Origin of the sequence: Mesorhizobium sp. BR115XR7A (assembly GCF_020165315.1) — a bacterium.
In the GTDB taxonomy this organism is placed as follows: domain Bacteria; phylum Pseudomonadota; class Alphaproteobacteria; order Rhizobiales; family Rhizobiaceae; genus Mesorhizobium; species Mesorhizobium australicum.
Genome location: NZ_JAIUHW010000005.1, coordinates 315333 through 334467 on the forward strand (window position 1 = coordinate 315333; position 19135 = coordinate 334467).

Below are 19135 nucleotides of genomic sequence, written 5' to 3' on the forward strand. Positions count from 1 at the left end.
AACACGAACACGCTCGCGTGATCACATGAAATTTCGGTCATGCGAAAGCCAATCGCTGCATGCGGAGAGACCGCGGCTTTCGAAACAGACATGAAGCCAGGCAAATGGGAGCTAGGCGACGAGGTCCGGCACAGGCCCGATATAGCGTGACTGCGGACGGATCAGCCGTCCGGTGGTCTGCTGCTCGCGCGCGTGCGCGACCCAGCCGGCGACGCGTCCGGCTGCGAAGACATTGCTGAACGCCTCGGGCGGAAACCCTGCCGCTTCCAACACCAGTGCGGTGTAGAATTCGACATTGGTCTGCAGCGAACGCTGCGGCTTGGCGACCCGGAGCACGTCGAGCGCGGTTTGCTCGACCGTCTCGGCGAAAGCCAGCCGCCTGCCGGTGTCGCCCTCACCGCCAAGCTTGCGCACCACCGCTTTCAGGACATCGGCACGCGGATCGCGCACGCGGTAGATGCGGTGACCGAAGCCCATGATGCGTTCGCCATGCGCGATCTCGTCGCGCAGCCAGGTGGCCGCATCGCCATGCGCGGCGATGGCGTCGAGCATCTCGATGACCGGGCCGGGCGCGCCGCCATGCAGCGGCCCCTTGAGCGCGCCAAGCCCGGCTAGCACCGACGATGTCAGGCCCGGCAGGGTCGAAGCGACGACGCGGGTGGCGAAGGTCGAGGCATTGAGGCCATGATCGCAAACGGTCACCAGATACGTGTCGAGCGCGTTTGCCAATGCCGGCGACGGGACCGATCCCCTGAGCATCCGCAACATGTCGGTGGCATGATCCGCCTTGCCGTCGGGTGCGATCGGCTGCTCGCCGCGCCGCAGGCGCAGCAAGGGCGGCGTCAGCACCGCCGGCGCAGCGATCAGCCGCAAGGCGTCCGCCAGCGTTTCGCCATCCGGCAGCAAGGCCATGCCGGCGCGCATGGCGCTGTAGATTTCGAGGGGCGCCAGCAGGCGCAGCGAAGGCGCGAGCCGGTCGAAGACCTCGGTGCGTGCCCCGCCTAACCTTGCCGCCAGTTCGGCGTCACCGGGCAGATCGTCGAAGAAGCCGTCCAGCAGCAGGCGGACGACCCGGGCGTAACTCCATCGTCCAGCCAAGTCCCCAAGCGAATGGCCTCGGATCGTCAGGCGGCCGCCCAGGCCATCCACGTCGGACAGCACGGTTTCGGCCGCCACCACATCATCGAGCCCATTCGCCATGGCCTTGTCTCCTTGAAGCTTTTCCTGGTGGGAGATAAGGATGGGCGCCATAAGCATCAATCTTGATCAATAGAATCAATATCTGAGCTCGATATGTCCGAATGGTTGTCGCGGGAAGAGGCGCTGGAAAGGCTCCGGGTGAGGCCGCAGACGCTCTATGCCTATGTCAGCCGCGGCCGCATCGGCATGCGCCCGGATCGGGCCGATGCGCGCCGCAGCCAGTACCGCGCCGACGATATCGCGGCGCTTGCTACGCGAAGGGCGCGCGGGCGCAGCCCCTCGGCCATCGCCGAAAGCGCGATCGCCTGGGGGGAGCCGTCGCTCGTCACCGCGATTTCGACCGTCTGGCACGGCAACCTCATCTATCGGGGCCGGAATGCCGTTGCGCTGTCCGACCATGCCACGCTGGAAGAAACCGCTGGACTGCTCTGGGCTCTGTCCGGCCCGGTCCATTTCGAAGCATCGCCTCCAGATGCGCCGCGCCCGACCGGCCGCGCCCAGGCGTTCGTGCAACTCGCTTTGCTTGCCGGCCAGGCGCGGCCCTCGCTTGGACGAAATGGTGCCTCGCTGTGCACTGATGCCGCACACGCGATCGGCGTGTTGGCCAGCGCCCTCGGCGCCGAGGCGGGGTCGGAACCAGTACACCAGCGATTGGCGCGGGGCTGGTCGGTGGACGATGAAGGCGCGGATGCGATTCGGCGTGCGCTTGTGCTGCTTGCCGATCACGAACTCAATGCGTCGACCTTCGCGGCCCGCGTCGCCGCCTCGACCGGAGCCTCGCCCGCCGCTTGTCTGCTGGCCGGCCTGGCGACACTGTCAGGTCCCCGCCACGGCGGCGCCGGCGAAGCGGTAATGCAACTCGCCGAAGACGCGGGACGATATGGTGCCGATGCCGCGATCCGGCGCTGGCTTGGCCACGACCGGCCACTGCCGGGATTCGGCCACCAGCTCTATCCCGAGGGCGATCCCCGGGCCACGGCGCTTCTGGCGACCTTCGACAACACCGATGAAACATTGCGGTCGCTGGAAACCGCCGCCATGGCGGCGACCGGCGCCCAACCGAATATCGATTTTGCCCTGGCCGTGCTGGCGCGCAGCCTTGGCTTGCCGCTCGATGCACCGTTCCACCTCTTCGCGCTTGGACGCAGCGTCGGCTGGGCGGCACATCTGGTCGAACAGATCGTGAGCGGCAGCATCATCCGGCCGCGCGGCCGCTATGAGGGATTGCTGCCGTAAATCGCGTGAGCGCTATGCGCTCATGACATCGTGTCGAGCTTGCGCTGCATGGCCGCGATCTGGTCCTTCAACTGCTGCAGATCGTCGGACTTCTCCGGCGCTTCCTTCCTGGCCGGCTCGGCGGGGGCCGCTGCCGGTGCCGAGCCGGCGGGCGGAAAAGGCGTGAACAGCCGCATCGCGTTCTGGAACATTTCCATGTTTCGGCGCGTCTGTTCTTCCAGCGCCTTGATCGGCGTCGCCATCTTCATCACGTCCAGTGGCGACTTGCCGATGGCGCCCTTCATCTGCTCGCGGAACCGCTCTTGTTCCTTGGAAAAGGCGATCATCGATTGCTCGAGGAAACTCGGCACGATCATTTGCATCTGGTCGCCGTAGAAGGCGATCAGCTGGCGCAGGAACGGGATCGGCAGCATGTTCTGCCCGTCCTTGTTCTCCAGCTCGAAGATGATCTGGGTCAGCACCGGATGCGTGATGTCGTCGCCGGTCTTGGCGTCCTGGACGGTGAACTCCTCGCCCTTCTTGACCATCTCGGCCAGATCCTCGAGCGTCACATACGTACTCGTCCCCGTATTATAGAGGCGGCGATTGGCGTATTTCTTGATAATGATAGGGTCGTCTTTTGCGGCCATCTGCATCCTCCCCGGACACCGGCACGCCTGAGTAAGCAGCCGGTAACGATTGCGCCCTTTTTGAGGATATGCGCAAAAGCCCTACAATTCCAAGCAGTTTGTGCACTGCGGGATCATATAATGCTGCATAGCAGGCAAAATATGCTGCGCGGCAGCGACCGGACCGCCGACACCGCGATGCGCGGCCCGCTTGCGGCGCATCGGCGCCATGCCGATTTCCGGTTTGACTTGGGGGTGGGAAAGGGCAAAAAAGTCCTCAACGGCACAACAACACCCTTGAAGTCTGGAGAAGAAAATGTCCGCTTCCATCGTCATTGCCAGCGCCGCGCGCACGGCTGTAGGCTCCTTCAACGGCGCCTTCGCCGCCACGCCCGCGCATGAGCTCGGCGCCGTCGTCGTGCAGGAACTTTTGGCGCGTGCCGGGGTCGAACCGGCCGAGATCGACGAGGTCATCCTCGGCCAGGTGCTGACCGCGGCGCAAGGCCAGAACCCGGCCCGCCAGGCCTCGATCCTTGCCGGACTGCCCAAGGAGACCACCGCCTGGGGCCTCAACCAGGTTTGCGGTTCGGGCCTGCGCGCCATCGCGCTCGGCATGCAGCAGATCGCCACCGGCGACGCCAAGGTGATCATTGCCGGCGGCCAGGAATCGATGTCGCTGTCGCCGCACGCCGAGCACCTGCGCGCCGGCGTCAAGATGGGCGACTACAAGATGATCGACACCATGATCAAGGACGGGCTGTGGGACGCCTTCAATGGCTACCACATGGGCAACACCGCCGAGAACGTCGCCCGCCAGTTCCAGATCACCCGCGACGACCAGGACCAGTTCGCACTGGCCTCGCAGAACAAGGCCGAGGCCGCGCAGAAGGCGGGCAAGTTCAAGGACGAGATCGTCGCCTTCACCATCAAGGGCAAGAAGGGCGATACGGTTGTCGATCAGGACGAATACATCCGCCACGGCGCCACGATCGATGCCATGACCAAGCTGAAGCCGGCCTTCGACAAGGATGGCACGGTGACCGCCGCCAATGCCTCCGGCATCAATGACGGTGCCGCCGGCGCGCTGCTGATGAGCGAAGCGGAAGCCGCAAGGCGTGGCATCACCCCGCTGGCGCGCATCGCCTCCTGGGCGACCGCCGGCGTCGATCCGGCGATCATGGGCACCGGACCCATTCCCGCTTCACGCAAGGCCTTGGAACGGGCCGGTTGGTCGGCAGGGGATCTCGACCTTGTCGAGGCCAATGAGGCGTTCGCCGCACAGGCCTGCGCCGTCAACAAGGACATGGGCTGGGATCCCTCGATCGTCAACGTCAATGGCGGCGCCATCGCCATCGGCCACCCGATCGGCGCCTCGGGCGCCCGCATCTTCAACACGCTGGTCTTCGAAATGCGCCGACGCGGCGCCAAGAAGGGGCTGGCCACCCTATGCATCGGCGGCGGCATGGGCGTCGCCATGTGCGTGGAGGCCTTCTGATAGGACGGGCGGCGCAAGCCGCCCGTTTCACATGTGGTGCCTGTAGTAAATCCAGTGCCTGCCAAGCCCGACAACAGGGCGATTTCAAAAAGGGGAAATGCATGACCAAGGTTGCAATCGTCACGGGTGGATCGCGTGGCATCGGCGCGGCGATCTCGATCGCTTTGAAGAACGCCGGCTATTCGGTTGCCGCGAACTACGCCGGCAATGACGAGGCGGCGGCGAAGTTCAAGGCGCAGACCGGCATTCCGGTCTACAAATGGTCGGTCGCCGACTATGACGCTTGCGCGGCCGGTATCAAACAAGTCGAGGCCGACCTCGGCCCTGTCTCGGTGCTGGTCAACAATGCCGGCATCACCCGCGACGCCATGTTCCACAAGATCACCCGCGAGCAGTGGAAAGAGGTGATCGATACCAATCTGTCCGGTGTCTTCAACATGACCCATCCGCTGTGGGGCGGCATGCGCGACCGCAAGTTCGGCCGCGTCATCACCATCTCCTCGATCAACGGCCAGAAGGGCCAGGCCGGTCAGGTCAATTACTCCGCCGCCAAGGCCGGCGACATCGGCTTCTCGAAGGCGCTCGCCCAGGAAGGCGCCCGCGCGGGCATCACCGTCAACGTCATCTGCCCTGGCTACATCGCCACCGAGATGGTCAAGGCAATCGACGAAAAGGTGCTCAACGAGCGCATCATCCCGCAAATCCCCGTGGGTCGCCTTGGCGAACCGGAAGAGATCGCGCGCTGCGTGGTCTTCCTCGCTTCGCAAGATGCCGGTTTCATCACCGGCTCGACCCTCACCGCCAATGGCGGCCAGTACTTCGTCTGAGACGTCTGCTCGCGCAGTCCAACGCTGCGGATTCATGCGTACCCTGCGATAGGCGGACCGGAAAATCGGTCCGCTTCCAAATGGCGCCTGACTCTTGGAAGACATCGCTGTGACGCAATGCCCCAATCCGGCACGCAAAGCTTAATGCCGGTAGGCGCGTCTGTGCGAACCCTGTGATCAAGCCTGTGGATTCTCGGTGGATAAGCTGTTCACAACACAAGATATTGGGGGAACAAAAAGAGAAAATACGGCCGGCGCTGCTTTGTCGCCGATTCGTTCCGGCTTTGAGCCCAATGTTAAGATTAATGGCCGCGATAAGCTGCTATTCTTTAACGTCGAGTTTAGAAAGATTAACAGTTTCATAAGTTTAACGGGGGGCGCACCGTATCGCCCTCATCGTTCCCGGCGAAAGTTAACGGAAGGACCCGCCCAGCATAAAACGGGCCAGTTCGGCGATTCAGCATGTGGTGAGACTCGTGGAAACAAAATCCATATCTAGCCGTGAACAAAAGCTGAATCTGACGGAGTCGCCGATTCGTCGCTGATTCGTTCCAGACTCGTTCCAACCGTTAAGCAGGGGCTGATTTGCGGAGTGAGACGGGCGTCTCCGGAACCCTGCCGGAACATTCTGCTTTCGCTTCGCGCCCGAAATCCCTATGTGTCGGCTGTCATACGCGCCGTCCTGGCACGCTCCCGACCACGAGAGGCCAGAAAGCCTTATTTCCGAGCCGATGAACATCCAGCCGAAACACACCGAGCCGCTGATCCTGTCGGGCCGCGACGTGACCGCCGTGCTTGGGCCGACCAACACCGGCAAGACCCATCTCGCCATCGAGCGCATGGTGGCGCACGAAACCGGTGTCATCGGCCTGCCGCTGAGGCTGCTGGCCCGCGAGGTCTACACGCGCGTCTGCGAAAAGGTCGGTGCCAACAAAGTGGCGCTGATCACCGGCGAGGAGAAGATCCAGCCGCCGGGCGCCAGATATTCGGTCTGCACCGTCGAAGCCATGCCGCGTGAAACCGACGCCGCCTTTGTTGCCATCGACGAGGTGCAACTGGCCGGCGACCTCGAGCGCGGCCATATCTTCACCGACCGCATCCTGCATCTGCGCGGCCGCCAGGAGACGCTGCTGCTTGGCGCGGCCACCATGCACGGCATTCTCCAGCGGCTGCTGAAAGGCATCTCCGTGGTGACGCGGCCGCGGCTGTCGCATCTCGCCTATGCCGGCTCCAAGAAACTGACCCGCTTGCCACGGCGCACCGCGATCGTCGCCTTCTCCGCCGACGAGGTCTATGCCATCGCCGAACTCATCCGCCGCCAGCAGGGTGGTGCGGCCGTCGTGCTCGGGGCGCTGTCGCCCCGCACCCGCAACGCCCAGGTGGCGCTGTTCCAGTCGGGCGATGTCGACTACCTCATTGCCACCGACGCGATCGGCATGGGCCTCAACCTCGACCTCGACCATGTCGCCTTCGCCCAGAACCGCAAGTTCGACGGCTACCAGTACCGCAATCTGACGGCGGCCGAACTCGGCCAGATCGCCGGCCGCGCCGGCCGGCATCTGCGTGACGGCACGTTCGGCGTCACCGGCCAAGTCGATCCGCTGGACGAGGACCTCGTCCAGAAGATCGAGGGCCATGACTTCGACCCGGTGAAGGTGCTGCAGTGGCGCACCGCCCAATTCGATTTCGCCAGCCTCGATGCGCTGAAGCGCTCGATCGAGACCAACGCCCCGGTCGAGGGTCTGACACGCGCGCTGCCGGCCGTCGATGCGCAAGCGCTCGAACATCTCTCCCGCGACGAAGACATCCGCGCGCTCGCCACCAACGCCAAGCGCGTGGCGCTGCTGTGGGAAGCCTGCGCCCTGCCCGACTATCGCAAGATCGCGCCTGCCCAGCATGCCGACCTCATCGCCTCGATCTACATGGACCTCGCCCGGCAGGGCCATGTCGACGAGAACTACATGGCCGAACAGGTGCGCCGCGCCGACACCACCGAGGGCGACATCGACACGCTGTCGCACCGCATCGCCCAGATCCGCACCTGGACATTCGTGTCGAACCGGCCCGGCTGGCTGGCCGATCAGGCACACTGGCAGGAAAAGACGCGCGAAATCGAAGACAGATTGTCGGATGCGCTGCATGAGCGGTTGACGAAACGCTTCGTAGACCGCAGGACTTCCGTCCTCATGCGGCGCCTTAGAGAAAATACCATGCCTGAAGCCGAAATCAGTCCTACCGGAACCGTCCTTGTCGAAGGCCATCATGTCGGCGAGTTGCAAGGGTTCCGCTTCACCGCCGACCAGACCGCCGGCGGCGAAGACGCCAAGGCCGTGCGCACTGCCGCGCAAAAGGCGCTTGCCGCCGAGTTCGAGGCACGCGCGGAGCGCTTCGGCGCCTGCGCCAATGGCGATCTCGCGCTCGGTTCGGACGGCACGCTGCGCTGGATCGGCGCGCCGATAGGCACGCTGGTCTCGGGCGAAGACGCGCTGAAGCCGCGCCTGGTGTTGCTGGCTGACGAACAGCTGACGGGCCCGGCGCGCGACAAGGTCGCGGCGCGCGCCGAACGCTTCGTCAATTTCCAGATCGAGTCGTTGTTGAAGCCGCTGGTCGATCTGAAGAACGCCGAGCAGATTTCCGGCATCGGCCGTGGCATCGCTTTCCAGCTGGTCGAGAATTTCGGCCTCATCAACCGTCGTGACATCGCCGAAGAGATGAAATCCTTGGACCAGGAAGGCCGCGCGGCGCTGCGCCGGCTTGGCGTCCGCTTCGGCGCCTACCACGTGTTCGTGCCCGCGCTGATCAAGCCGGCACCCGCCGGGCTGGTGACGCTGCTGTGGGCGTTGAAGAACGACGGCAAGGACAAGCCAGGCTTCGGCGACGTCGTCCACGCGCTGGCCTCGGGCCGCACCTCTGTTGTCATCGACCCGGCCTTCGACAAGGCCTTCTACAAGCTCGCTGGCTACCGCAATCTCGGCCGCCGCGCCGTGCGCATCGACATTCTGGAGCGGCTGGCCGACCTGATCCGCCCGGCGACCAACTGGAAGCCCGGCCTTGGCCAGCGTCCGGACGGCGCCTATGACGGCCAGTCCTTCATGGTGACGCCGCCGATGATGTCGATCCTTGGCGCCACCGCCGACGACATGGAAGAGATCCTCAAGGGGCTTGGCTATCGCGCCGAGCCGAAGCCGGCCGCGGAAGTCAAGGCACGGCTGGAAGCGCAGGACAATGCCGCGCGGGAAGCCGCCGCGGCCAGGCAGGCAGCCGAAGAAGCAGCCCGCGCGGAACAAGCCAAGGCGGCGGAAGAGTCGGCCGCCGAGGGAGCCGAACTGGTGCCGGATGCGGCAACCGACGTGGAGACGGAGGTTCCAGCCGAAGTCGCCGCCGACGCGCCGGTGGAAGCTGTCGCGCAAGAGCAGGCGGAAGCCACCGCTGAAGTTGCGGAGGAACCTGTAGCCGAAGCCGCTGTTGAAGCCGCCGAGCCGGCGCCAGTTGAGCAGCGGGCCGAACCTGAAACTGCCGAGCCCACCGAGGAAACCGCAGCGGCGGAGCCCGCCGTCGAAGCCTCCGCGTCGACGGAAGCCGCCGAACCGGCTGCAGTGGCGGAAGCCGCCGGCGAACCCGTGCCGGAAGCCGAAGCGCCAAAGCCGATCCTGCTGTGGCGCCAAGGTCGCTTCGACCAGCGTCCGCGTCATCGCGACGGCCGCAACAACCGGCCGCAAAACGGACAGGCGCGCGGCCGAAGCAACGCGCCGGCCGGCGGCGAACAGGCAGCAGCCGCGCCCGCGGACCGTCCCGCGCACGAAGGGCGCCGCGACGGCGCCGGAAAGCCGCGCTTCGACCGCTCGAAGTTCAAGCCCAAGCCGCAAGCTGAGGGCGCTGAGCGCCGCGACGGCCGCCCGCAGGGCGAGCGTCCCGAGCGCCGAGAAGGCCGGCCAGACTGGAAGGGCGGCAGGCCGGAAGGCAAGGGTGCCGATCGCGGCGGAAAGCCCGCTTTCCAGCCCAAGCCCCGCGAGGAGCGCCCGGTGCGTTTCGATCCGGACTCGCCCTTCGCCAAGCTCGCCGCCTTGCGCGACCAATTGAAGAAGTAAACTCGCTTCGATGGTTGCTGAAGGCCGTCAGCGCATCGACAAATGGCTGTTCTTCTCGCGCGCGGTGAAATCGCGCTCGCTGGCGGCCAAATTGGTGGTCGCCGGCCGCGTGCGCATCAATCGCGACAAAGCAGCGCAGGCCTCCGATCTGGTCAAGCCAGGCGACGTGCTGACCATCACACTCGACCGGCGTATCTTCGTCTGGAAGGTGCTCGGCGCTGGCGCGCGGCGCGGCCCGTCCGAGGAAGCCCGCACCCTTTATCAAGACATGTCGCCCCCGCCCGCACCGAAGGGCGACGCCCCGCCCGATGCTATCGCGGCGCTGCGCCAGGCAGGCAGCGGCCGCCCCACCAAAAAAGAGCGTCGCCAGACCGACCGATTGCGCGACGAAGATTGAGCCTGCCGATCGACGCAGATGTGCGCTCCCGCGGCAACGGCAACCAAAAGCGAATTTTGCACCGGCAAACCAACGTCGGTGAGGGATGCGGGACCGTCGCGGCACCGCCGATCTGAAATTCAATTCCCAAACTCTGGCGCCGCTGGGGATGGCTACCCTTGCAAGCAGCCCATAAAGGCGTTACCTCACGGAAAAAGCCAACAAAAACGGGACGTCCCGGAGCCGACCGATGACCTATGTGGTGACCGACAACTGCATCAAATGCAAATATATGGACTGCATCGAGGTCTGTCCGGTCGACTGTTTCTACGAAGGCGAGAACATGCTCGTCATCCATCCCGACGAGTGCATCGACTGCGGCGTCTGCGAGCCGGAATGCCCGGCCGACGCGATCAAGCCCGACACCGAGTCCGGCCTCGACAAATGGCTGCAGATCAACACCGAATATGCCGATAAATGGCCCAACATCACCGCCAAGAAGGAGCCGCCGGCCGACGCCAAGAGCTTCGACGGCGAGGCCGGCAAATTCGAGAAATACTTCTCCGCCGAGCCCGGCGAAGGCGATTGACAACACCGCTGTAAAGGCTTGTATGACGCAGCGTAACAGGCACGCCGGATTAACCGCCTTGACAGGCGGCGATTGGTTGTGGCCTTCGCTTACGCAGCAAAACCTTGATTCTCCCGACTTTTTGTGTTACATCAGCGAAACATGCCGGTGACACAACGTCGATTTATGGCGCAGACGCCCCAAATCACTGAAAGGTGAAAATCCCATTCCGGACCAGAGCGATCTGGGCCAGGCGGTCGCAATTCTTGCGGTTTGCCGGTCCCGGCTTTTCCGGTGGGTCATCTGTTGTGCGGCTAATGATCGGTGACCCCGATCACGTGAGTTCAGCCGGCACCGCCGCCGGCCCACAACAAGGAGTTCAGGGCGTAATGGCAACGATCACCCCGCAGAAGAAGTCCACAGCTGCACGTCACGGTTTCAAGACCGGCGAGTTCATCGTCTATCCGGCGCATGGCGTCGGCCAGATCGTCTCGATCGACGAGCAGGAAGTGGCCGGCCACAAGCTGGAACTGTTCGTCATCGACTTCCAGAAGGACAAGATGCGCCTGAAGGTGCCGGTCGCCAAGGCGACCTCGATCGGCATGCGCAAGCTGTCGGAAGAGGATTATGTCGAGCGCGCGCTGAAGGTCGTGCAGGGCCGCGCCCGCGTCAAGCGCACCATGTGGTCGCGCCGTGCCCAGGAATATGATGCCAAGATCAATTCGGGCGACCTGATCTCGATCTCGGAAGTCGTGCGCGACCTCTATCGCGCCGACAACCAGCCGGAGCAGTCCTATTCCGAACGCCAGCTCTACGAGGCGGCACTCGACCGCATGGCCCGCGAGATCGCGGCCGTCAACCGCATGTCGGAAACCGAAGCCGTGCGCCTGATCGAGGTCAACCTCAACAAAGGCCCCAAGCGTGGCGCCAAGGCCGACAATGAGGAAGCCGAGCAGGAAGAAGCTGCCTGAGCTTTTTCGCATTCAAGTTGACGAAACCCGGCCTCGCGTCGGGTTTTTGTTTTTTGGGGAAGGCCGCGATTGTCGCGCCTATGCGCCTCCCTCTTCCTCCGCCGCCTCCTGCTTCAGCGTGGCGATAAACCGCTTGGTGCGTTCGCGCTCCGGATTGCCGAACAGCTTGGCGGATGCCCCCTGCTCGACGATGACGCCGGCGTCGAGGAACACCGCCTCCTGGGCGATCTTGGAGGCCAGGCGCAAATCATGCGTCGCCATCACCATGGTCGTTCCCTCGCTGGCGAGCTGACCCAGCACATCGACCACCTCCTGCGCCAGCTCCGGATCGAGCGCCGAAGTCGGTTCGTCGCACAGCAACACCTTCGGCGACGGCGCCAGGGCGCGGGCGATCGCCACGCGCTGCTGCTGGCCGCCCGACAGCGTCGCCGGCCAGGCATCGGCCTTATGCACCATGCCGACCTTCTCCAGCAGCGCGAGTGCCCGCTCATGTGCCTTCTGCGGCGACCATTTGAGCACCGTAACCAAGCCTTCCATGACATTTTCGATGGCGGTGCGATGCGGAAACAACTGGAAATTCTGGAACACCATGCCGGTCTGCAGGCGCAGACGCCTTATGTCCGCCGCCGGCACCTTCCCGCCCGGGCGGAACTCAAGCGTCTCGTCACCGATCCGCACCGTGCCCGAGGTTGGGATCTCCAGCAGGTTGATGCAGCGCAGCAGCGTGCTTTTCCCCCCGCCGGAAGGGCCGACAAGCGCGGTGACGCTGCCTTCGGCGATGGCGACAGTCACCCCCTTCAGCACGAGATTATCGCCGAAACGCTTTTCGATGTTGGTGAGGCTGATCATGAGCGTGCCTCCAGGAAGCCGCCATAGCGGTTGAGCCGCTCCTCCAGTCGCGTCTGCAAGGCCGACAGTACCGAACTCATCGCCAGATAGAGGATCGCCGCCTCGACATAGAGGATGAGCGGCTCATAGGTGGTGGCGACGATGCGTTGCGCCGCCTGGAACATTTCCGGCACGGTGATGGCGGCGGCCAGCGACGTGTCCTTGACCAGCGAGATGAAGGTGTTGGAGAGCGGCGGCACCGCCACCCGTCCGGCTTGCGGCAGAATGGTGCGCCGCATCGCCTGGCTCCAGGTCATCCCGATCGAATAGGCGGCCTCCCACTGGCCCTTGGGCACCGAGCCGATGGCCGCCCGGATGATTTCCGACGTGTAGGCCCCGATGTTGAGCGTGAAGCCGATCAGCGCCGCCGTGAAGGCGTCAAGCAGGATGCCGACCGACGGCAGGCCGTAGAAGATCAGGAAGAGCTGCACCAAGAGCGGCGTGCCGCGGAAGATCCAGACATAGAAGCGCACGAGCGCCACCAGCGGCTTCGGGCCGAACAGCCTGCCGAGCGCCGCGCCCAGCCCTACCGTCAGGCCGAGCACGAAGGACAGCAACGTCAGCGGCACGGTAAAGATCAACGCTGCCCACAGCAGCGAGGGCAGCGAGTCCAGCATCAGTTGTAGCCAGTGCGGCACGAAAGATCCTCCGGAATGGACGGGGAACGTCATCGAAGCGCGAATGCGCCAGCCATATCACGACAAAAGCGGCGAGCCGTCAAAGACGACTCGCCGCTGGATACATCACAGGGCGACAGCCGGCCCCGCTTGGTGAATTACTTCGAGACGTCCTGGCCGAAATAGGTGTTGGCGATCTTCTGGTAGGTGCCGTCCGCCTTGATGTCGGCCAGCGCCTTGTTGATGGCCGCGACCAGCTCCGGATCGCCCTTGCGCACGATGACGCCGGAGTAATCGGCATTCTCTTCCTGGGCGGCGATCTTCACATTGGCGTCGGGCTTGTGCTTCTTGAAGTCGAGGAACGACAGGCTGTCATTGATGGTAGCGTCCGCACGGCCGGTCAAAAGCAGCTGGATCGACTGGTCGAAGCCGTCGGTGCCGACCAGTTCGGCGCCATTGGACTCGGCCAGCTTGCCGAAATTGGATGTCAGCGACTGCGCCGACTTCTTGCCCTTGAGGTCGGCGAAGGTCTTGATGTCGGTGTTGTCGCCGCGCACGATCAGCACTGCCTTGGAGGCGATATAGGGATCGGAAAAGGCGTACTTGGCCTTGCGGGCGTCGGTGATGCCGACTTCGTTGATGACGGCATCATAACGGTTGACGTCGAGGCCGGCGATCAGCCCGTCCCACTTGCCTTCGAGGAACTCAGCCTTGACGCCGAGCTTATCGGCGATCGCCTTCGCGATCTCGACATCGAAGCCAACCAGCGCGCCGGAAGCGTCATGGTAGGTGAAGGGAGCGTAGGTGCCCTCCGTACCGACCTTGATGATTCCGGCCTGCTTGATCTGGTCGAGATTGGCGCCGGCGTGGCCCGATGCGACGGCCAGGGCCTGCAACGTTCCGGCGATGATGAGTGACTTGAGCCATTTCATTTTTCTGTGATCCCGTCCTTGGCCGGTAACCCGGCATGTTGTGAGGGCTGGAAAATGACAGATGCAGGTCGAAAAAATAAGGAATGAAATTTCAAACAGAGCGTCTTCCGGAAATCAAATTCTCCGGAAGGAATTCACTCGCAGGCCCGGAAGTTCCAGACAGCTGCGCGGACGCTAGCGCTTGCCCTGCCCGCACCGGCGGAACCTTTCTCGCGCATGACAGTTTTGGCTGTTGTAGGGCACGCCGCCGTCATTTCAAGCCGGTGTCTGCCATTCGCCTCGCCGAGCCACGGAGCGCCTTATGATGGAAGACACGGCAGGACGGATCATGGTCCGCGCGGCAATGAAGGCACCCTATCTCGAGCGCGAGGAGGAGCATCGGCTGGCATTGCTCTGGAAGGAAGACAACGATCAGAACGCGCTGCACAGCATCACCGTCGCCCACATGCGGCTGGTTATTTCCATGGCCTCGAAATTCCGCCATTACGGGCTGCCGCTCGGCGATCTGGTTCAGGAAGGCCATGTCGGACTGCTCGAGGCCGCCGCCCGTTTCGAACCGGAGCGCGAGGTGCGGTTCTCGACCTACGCGACGTGGTGGATCCGCGCCTCGATGCAGGACTACATCCTGCGCAACTGGTCGATTGTGCGTGGTGGCACCAGTTCGGCGCAAAAGGCCCTGTTCTTCAATCTCAGACGCTTGCGTGCGCGTCTCGCGAACGGCGCCGAGCCGCTCTCCAACACAAATCTCTACCGCGAGGTTTCGGTTGCGCTTGGTGTATCCGAGGCTGATGTGGCGATGATGGATTCACGGCTGTCGGCTCCGGATTCTTCGCTGAACGTGCCGCTGGCCGACGATGCGGGCGGCACCGAGCGGATGGATTTCCTGGTCTCGGACGATCCCTTGCCGGACGAAATTGTCGGCGACAAGATCGATGTCGCGCGCCGCTCGCTCTGGCTGAAGGAAGCGCTTCACGCACTCAACGCGCGTGAACTCAGGATCATCGAGGAACGCCGGCTGAATGACGAGGGGGCCACGCTCGAGGCGCTCGGCGAGACGCTCGGCATCTCAAAGGAACGTGTCCGCCAGATCGAGGCGCGCGCCATGGAAAAGCTCAAGGTCGCGCTGGTGAAGCAGAATCCGGATTTCATGGCGACCGCCGCCTGATCTCCCGCTCGGGCTTTTATTTGTCGGTGACGATCTTGACCTTGTCGCCGGCCGAAACCGCGGCCCCCGGCGACAGCGCATTGAGCACGCGGAACAGGTCGAGCTTGCGGTCGACGCCAACCATCTGCGCGGCAAGCGATCCCATGGTCTGTCCCGGCTGCACGGTGAGCACACGAATATGCAGTGGCTTCAGTGCCGCCTTCTCGGCGGGGCTGAGGATACGGAAGGAGCCGCTGACCGAGCGCGCCACCGTTTCAAGCGAGGTGCTGGCCGAGGGGGCTGCGGTCAGCAATCGGTAAACCTGGCCGCCGGCGCGGATCACAGCGATATCGAACTGCCAGCCTTCGGCGCCTGCATGGGCGGTCGCCGCCTCATTGCCGTTGATGGTTTCCTGCTTGACGGTGCTGTCGTCGAGCCCGGCCACCCAGCCGCTTCTGATATAGTCGGTCAGGGCGCGGTTCTTGTCGATCGAAACGCCGTCGAAGCGGATCGCTATGTCGCCGGGACCGGTCGCCGTCACGGCCGCCGCCGAATTGTCGATGATGAAACCGTCCGGCACCGTGAACGACACGCCCAAGCCTGGATGCAGGAAGGTTTCGCCGCGCACATAGCCTTCTTCCGGCGTGTCGCCGTAAAGCAGGCCGTCTATGCCGGCGAGGAAGGAATCGCGGTCGCGTGTACCGAAGCCGGGCGCACCGAACTGGCGGGCGTGCCGCTGTGCCAAATCGATGCGTTGCGGCGTGTTGGGGTGCGTCGCCAGGAAGTCGAGGCTGGCGTCGGTGGCGCCGCTGATCGAGCGGAAATCGGTATAGGCCGACATCGACTGCAGGAAGCGGCCGGCGGCATAGGGATCGTAGCCGGCTTCGCCGATCGACTTGATGCCGATGGCGTCAGCCTCAAGCTCCTGGTTGCGCGAGAACTGCGCCAGCCTGAGCTTGCCGCGGATGAGTGCAGCCTTGGCGGTCGGGCTGTCGCCAAGCACATCGGAAACGACCTTGGTCGCCAGACCTTCCTCGGCCTCCAGCTGCTGGCGCTGCAGCCCATGATTGGCGGTGACGTGGCCCATCTCATGCGCGATGACGGCGGCGAGCTCGGACGAATCATTGGCCAGCGCCAAGAGGCCGCGCGTTATGTAGAGATAGCCGCCCGGCAGCGCGAAGGCGTTGACGTTGGGCGAATTGAGGATGGTGATGCGATAGGTCTGGGTTGGGTTCGCCGACACCACGGTCAGATTGCCGACCACCTTGGCGACCATGCGTTCGAGCTTGGGATCGGAATATTCGCCGCCATAGGTCGCCAGGATGCGCGGATGCTGCGCCTTGGCGAGTTCCGCGAGCTTGTTGTTGGCGGCGACATTGTCGACCGTGATCGGCTTGTCGGATGGCTGGAAGCCTGATTCCTGGACTTCCGGAGGCGTGAACATCTGGCAGCTTGCCAGCGCCACGGCAAAGCCGGCCAGCGCCAGAAAGCGCGCCAGCGGGTTCATTCGTAGCCTGTCAACGCCGATCGCCAGAACGGCTTCCTTTCAGGTCCCTGCACATGACCACATGCGCAAAACAAACTGCTACAGTATCCGTCACGCGCCCCTCGGAGCATGCGGCGGAAGCTGTAGGCAAATCACGGCCTGTGCCGGACCGGTATCGAGCGGACCTAGCCACACTACTCCAGTCATGGCAAGCAAGCGCCACATCGCATCGGGCCGGTTTGAGCGTAAATTATGTCCGCTTCCGGGCAATATCTCGTGATAAGGAATCCCCGGCACCGGCTCCGATATAGCGCCGGAATGCCTCCGGACCAGCCCCGGCAAAGAAATCATCCGCCGTGCCGATAGCGGCGACCGCGCCGTTCTCGATAAACACCAGCCTCTGACCGATGCGGCGCGCATCTTGCGGCTGGTGCGTGACGAACAGCACCGTCATGCCACGCTCGGCATGCAGGCCGGCAACCAGGTCGAGCATATCGTCTCGCAAGGCGGGCCCAAGCGAAGCGAAGGGCTCGTCGAGCAGCAGCACCGGGCGGTCACGCACCAGCACGCGAGCCAGGGCAACGCGCTGGCGCTCACCGCCGGAAAGTTCGCGGGGCAGCCGCTTCTCCTTGCCGGCAAGGCCGGTGCGCGCAAGCGCATCGGCGATCGCAGCGCGATCGCCTTCGGCCAGCCGCAACGATGGCGAACGGCCGAGCCCGACATTCTGCTCGACGGAAAGATGCGCGAAAAGGTTGTTTTCCTGAAAAACCATCGACACTGGCCGCGTCGCCGGTGGCGCGGTGCTGACATCGGCCCCGCCGATCAGCACGCGGCCGGATCGCGGCGGCTCGAAGCCGGCCACCAGATTGAGCAGCGTCGACTTTCCGGAGCCGCTCGGTCCCATGATGGCGGTGATTTGCCCCGCCGTGAACTCGGCATCGAAGGTGAACAACGTCTCGCCATAGCTGAACGAAACCTTGTCCAGCCGCACCGAAACCCCTTTGCCGCCAGCCGCCCCGTCAGACATTGCGGGCCGTCTCCTTTCCCAGCCGGTCCGCTGCCAGCACCAGTGCCAGGCAGACAAGGCCGAGCAGCAGCGCCAAGCCGGCGGCGTCCTCGGTTCGGTAGCTGCCCATGCGCGCCAGGAGAAGGTAGGGCAAGGTCTGCACGGAATCACTGCCGAACAGGGCGATGACGCCGAGATCGCCGAGCGACAGTGCCATGGCGAAGGCAAAAGCGGTGGCCAGCGGGCGCCGCAACGTCGGCCAGTCGACCAGCCACAGTCTTGACCAGCCGGAAATTCCAAGCTGCGCGCAAAGCCGCTCGTGACGCTCGCTTGCCGCATCATAGGCGGGACGGATGGCGCGCAGCGCAAAAGGCATCGCCATGACAGCGTTGACGGTGACGACCATGAGCGGGGCGATGGCTAACACATCGCCGACATGGCGCAGCAACAGGAACCAGCCGGCGCCGACGACGATCGGCGGCACGACCAGGACAAACCCGGCGCCGGTATCGGTGGCATGTTCGAGCAGTGTCCTTGCCCCGAAGCGGCGGTTCGACGCCAGCGCCCTGCGCGCCATGGTCAATGCCAGCGAAAGCATCACCGAAAGCAATGCCGAAAGGAAAGCGAGCACGGCACTGGTCAGCGTCGCCTGACGGACAGTGGCCTCGCCTGCAAGCCGGCCGAGGTCGGCGCCAAGGCCGGCCGCCACGGTCGCCGCCATCGGCCCCGCAACGAACAGCAAGGCCAACACGATGAGCGTCGCGTTCAGCCAGGCTTCGGTCCTGTTGACGGAGAGGTAGCGGCGCGGCGCGACCGGCAGGTTGACGTCGCCGACGACGTCGGCTCCGAGTCGGGTCAACGCCAGCACCACGATGAAGGTCAAGGCGATCTGCAGCAGCGTCAGAGCGACAGCCCTCGCGGGATCGAAATCGAAGCGCAATGCCTGATAGATGCCGACTTCGAGCGTCGTCGCGGCCGGCCCGCCGCCGAGCGTCAGCACGATGGTGAAGGATGTGACGCACAGCATGAAGACAAGTCCGGCGACCCCGGGCAGCGCGGCACGCAGCGTCGGCCACTCGATCAGCCGGAATGCCGGCCGCGCCCCCATGCCGAGCTGGCTCGCCAGCCGCCACTGGTCGGAGGGAATGGTCCGCAGCGCCTCGAGGAGCAGACGTGTGGCCAGCGGCAGGTTGAAGAAGACATGGGCGACGAGAATGCCGGACAGGCCATAGATGCCCGGCCAACCCTGGCCGCCGACGGCGCTGAGAAAGCCGGAGAAATAGCCGGCGCGGCCATAGAGCGCCAGGATACCGAGCGCCGCGACGATGCCCGGCAGCGCCAGCGGCACGGCGAAGAGCTGCAGGATGAAGGCACGGCCGAAAAACCGTGGATGCCGCGACAGCGCCCGCGCCACGAGCAGGGCCGGCCCGACCGAGAGCAGCGTCGACAGGGCCGCCTGCCAGAGCGTGAAGCGCACGACCCGGAACAGGTAGAGATCGAACGCAGCCCAAGCGCCGGAAAAATCGCGAGCACCTTCGACAAGCAGCCCCGCAAACGCTCCGCCGATCAAAATGGCGATGGCGGCGAGCCCTATCACGCCGGCTGTGATGCGGGGATCAGAGCGGGTTTGCACACCGCACATCAACGATTGGGTGAAGCTTAGGGAGCATCGCCGGAGAGCGTTCATCTCACG

At 64.3% G+C, this 19135-nt stretch carries 18 protein-coding genes; 9 read left to right on the forward strand and 9 right to left on the reverse strand.

Annotation, left to right across the window (positions count from 1 at the left end):
• Positions 1-111: 111 nt before the first annotated feature.
• Positions 112-1200 (reverse strand): citrate synthase/methylcitrate synthase, encoded by a 1089-nt coding sequence (locus LB557_RS13310; protein WP_224644114.1) that lies wholly within the window; start codon positions 1198-1200, stop codon positions 112-114.
• Positions 1201-1293: 93 nt separating this feature from the next.
• Between LB557_RS13310 and LB557_RS13315 the strand changes: the two genes are divergently transcribed.
• Positions 1294-2436, forward strand: coding sequence for a citrate synthase (locus tag LB557_RS13315; protein WP_224644113.1), 1143 nt, complete (start codon positions 1294-1296; stop codon positions 2434-2436).
• A gap of 20 nt (positions 2437-2456) precedes the next feature.
• Here the strand turns inward: LB557_RS13315 and phaR are convergent, their stop codons facing one another.
• On the reverse strand, positions 2457-3065 hold the full coding sequence (phaR, locus tag LB557_RS13320; RefSeq protein WP_015315307.1) for a polyhydroxyalkanoate synthesis repressor PhaR: 609 nt from the start codon (positions 3063-3065) through the stop codon (positions 2457-2459).
• Positions 3066-3146: 81 nt separating this feature from the next.
• A complete protein-coding gene (locus LB557_RS13325) occupies positions 3147-3380 on the reverse strand; it encodes a hypothetical protein (RefSeq protein WP_224644112.1) in 234 nt (77 codons plus the stop codon).
• On the opposite strand from LB557_RS13325, the gene LB557_RS13330 reads away from it, so the two are divergent.
• From LB557_RS13330 to LB557_RS13360, 7 genes are all read left to right on the forward strand, one after another.
• Complete coding sequence (locus tag LB557_RS13330; protein ID WP_015315306.1) at positions 3361-4539, forward strand: acetyl-CoA C-acetyltransferase; 1179 nt, start codon at positions 3361-3363, stop codon at positions 4537-4539. The two genes, LB557_RS13325 and LB557_RS13330, sit on opposite strands and share 20 nt — an antisense overlap.
• Positions 4540-4640: 101 nt before the next feature.
• A complete protein-coding gene (phbB, locus tag LB557_RS13335) occupies positions 4641-5366 on the forward strand; it encodes an acetoacetyl-CoA reductase (protein WP_015315305.1) in 726 nt (241 codons plus the stop codon).
• Positions 5367-5562: 196 nt separating this feature from the next.
• Positions 5563-5865, forward strand: a complete 303-nt coding sequence (locus LB557_RS13340; RefSeq protein ID WP_224644111.1) for a hypothetical protein — start codon at positions 5563-5565, stop codon at positions 5863-5865.
• Between the two features lie 232 nt (positions 5866-6097).
• Positions 6098-9454: a helicase-related protein gene (locus LB557_RS13345; RefSeq protein WP_224713066.1), complete on the forward strand. Its 3357-nt coding sequence runs from the start codon at positions 6098-6100 to the stop codon at positions 9452-9454.
• A 10-nt stretch (positions 9455-9464) separates the two neighbouring features.
• The gene (locus LB557_RS13350) at positions 9465-9851 is read left to right on the forward strand and encodes an RNA-binding S4 domain-containing protein (RefSeq protein WP_224591598.1); all 387 of its coding nucleotides are present in this window, start codon (positions 9465-9467) and stop codon (positions 9849-9851) included.
• Between the two features lie 229 nt (positions 9852-10080).
• The gene (fdxA, locus tag LB557_RS13355; protein ID WP_015315302.1) at positions 10081-10419 is read left to right on the forward strand and encodes a ferredoxin FdxA; all 339 of its coding nucleotides are present in this window, start codon (positions 10081-10083) and stop codon (positions 10417-10419) included.
• Positions 10420-10787: 368 nt separating this feature from the next.
• The gene (locus tag LB557_RS13360; protein WP_015315301.1) at positions 10788-11369 is read left to right on the forward strand and encodes a CarD family transcriptional regulator; all 582 of its coding nucleotides are present in this window, start codon (positions 10788-10790) and stop codon (positions 11367-11369) included.
• Positions 11370-11447: 78 nt separating this feature from the next.
• Here LB557_RS13360 and LB557_RS13365 read toward each other — a convergent pair whose 3' ends face one another.
• The 3 genes from LB557_RS13365 to LB557_RS13375 form a co-directional block, all read right to left on the reverse strand.
• Positions 11448-12218 carry an amino acid ABC transporter ATP-binding protein gene (locus LB557_RS13365; protein WP_015315300.1) on the reverse strand — a complete coding sequence of 257 codons (771 nt, stop codon included), beginning with the start codon at positions 12216-12218 and terminating at the stop codon, positions 11448-11450.
• Positions 12215-12895 (reverse strand): amino acid ABC transporter permease, encoded by a 681-nt coding sequence (locus tag LB557_RS13370; protein WP_027141826.1) that lies wholly within the window; start codon positions 12893-12895, stop codon positions 12215-12217. Before LB557_RS13370 ends, LB557_RS13365 begins: the two co-directional genes overlap by 4 nt.
• Before the next feature lie 137 nt (positions 12896-13032).
• On the reverse strand, positions 13033-13806 hold the full coding sequence (locus tag LB557_RS13375; protein ID WP_224644299.1) for an amino acid ABC transporter substrate-binding protein: 774 nt from the start codon (positions 13804-13806) through the stop codon (positions 13033-13035).
• 301 nt (positions 13807-14107) lie between these two features.
• Between LB557_RS13375 and LB557_RS13380 the strand changes: the two genes are divergently transcribed.
• Positions 14108-14971, forward strand: a complete 864-nt coding sequence (locus tag LB557_RS13380; RefSeq protein WP_224644300.1) for an RNA polymerase factor sigma-32 — start codon at positions 14108-14110, stop codon at positions 14969-14971.
• Positions 14972-14987: 16 nt separating this feature from the next.
• Here the strand turns inward: LB557_RS13380 and LB557_RS13385 are convergent, their stop codons facing one another.
• The 3 genes from LB557_RS13385 to thiP all read right to left on the reverse strand — a co-directional run bounded on the left by LB557_RS13385 (position 14988) and on the right by thiP (position 19084).
• On the reverse strand, positions 14988-16457 hold the full coding sequence (locus tag LB557_RS13385) for a M48 family metalloprotease (protein ID WP_023784820.1): 1470 nt from the start codon (positions 16455-16457) through the stop codon (positions 14988-14990).
• A gap of 229 nt (positions 16458-16686) precedes the next feature.
• Positions 16687-17463, reverse strand: a complete 777-nt coding sequence (gene thiQ / locus LB557_RS13390; protein WP_140874790.1) for a thiamine ABC transporter ATP-binding protein — start codon at positions 17461-17463, stop codon at positions 16687-16689.
• A complete protein-coding gene (thiP, locus tag LB557_RS13395; protein WP_224643734.1) occupies positions 17456-19084 on the reverse strand; it encodes a thiamine/thiamine pyrophosphate ABC transporter permease in 1629 nt (542 codons plus the stop codon). The genes thiQ and thiP overlap by 8 nt, the downstream gene beginning before the upstream one ends.
• Positions 19085-19135 lie beyond the last annotated feature (51 nt).

Bases quoted from the DNA above. Each gene is read 5' to 3' on its own strand.
- LB557_RS13375 (WP_224644299.1), bottom strand. From the start codon at position 13,806: ATGAAATGGCTCAAGTCACTCATCATCGCCGGAACGTTGCAGGCCCTG.
- phaR (WP_015315307.1), bottom strand. From the start codon at position 3,065: ATGGCCGCAAAAGACGACCCTATCATTATCAAGAAATACGCCAATCGC.
- fdxA (WP_015315302.1), top strand. From the start codon at position 10,081: ATGACCTATGTGGTGACCGACAACTGCATCAAATGCAAATATATGGAC.
- LB557_RS13330 (WP_015315306.1), top strand. From the start codon at position 3,361: ATGTCCGCTTCCATCGTCATTGCCAGCGCCGCGCGCACGGCTGTAGGC.
- LB557_RS13325 (WP_224644112.1), bottom strand. From the start codon at position 3,380: ATGACGATGGAAGCGGACATTTTCTTCTCCAGACTTCAAGGGTGTTGT.
- LB557_RS13315 (WP_224644113.1), top strand. From the start codon at position 1,294: ATGTCCGAATGGTTGTCGCGGGAAGAGGCGCTGGAAAGGCTCCGGGTG.
- LB557_RS13310 (WP_224644114.1), bottom strand. From the start codon at position 1,200: ATGGCGAATGGGCTCGATGATGTGGTGGCGGCCGAAACCGTGCTGTCC.
- LB557_RS13380 (WP_224644300.1), top strand. From the start codon at position 14,108: ATGATGGAAGACACGGCAGGACGGATCATGGTCCGCGCGGCAATGAAG.
- phbB (WP_015315305.1), top strand. From the start codon at position 4,641: ATGACCAAGGTTGCAATCGTCACGGGTGGATCGCGTGGCATCGGCGCG.
- LB557_RS13360 (WP_015315301.1), top strand. From the start codon at position 10,788: ATGGCAACGATCACCCCGCAGAAGAAGTCCACAGCTGCACGTCACGGT.
- thiP (WP_224643734.1), bottom strand. From the start codon at position 19,084: ATGTGCGGTGTGCAAACCCGCTCTGATCCCCGCATCACAGCCGGCGTG.
- LB557_RS13385 (WP_023784820.1), bottom strand. From the start codon at position 16,457: ATGAACCCGCTGGCGCGCTTTCTGGCGCTGGCCGGCTTTGCCGTGGCG.
- LB557_RS13345 (WP_224713066.1), top strand. From the start codon at position 6,098: ATGAACATCCAGCCGAAACACACCGAGCCGCTGATCCTGTCGGGCCGC.
- thiQ (WP_140874790.1), bottom strand. From the start codon at position 17,463: ATGTCTGACGGGGCGGCTGGCGGCAAAGGGGTTTCGGTGCGGCTGGAC.
- LB557_RS13350 (WP_224591598.1), top strand. From the start codon at position 9,465: ATGGTTGCTGAAGGCCGTCAGCGCATCGACAAATGGCTGTTCTTCTCG.
- LB557_RS13365 (WP_015315300.1), bottom strand. From the start codon at position 12,218: ATGATCAGCCTCACCAACATCGAAAAGCGTTTCGGCGATAATCTCGTG.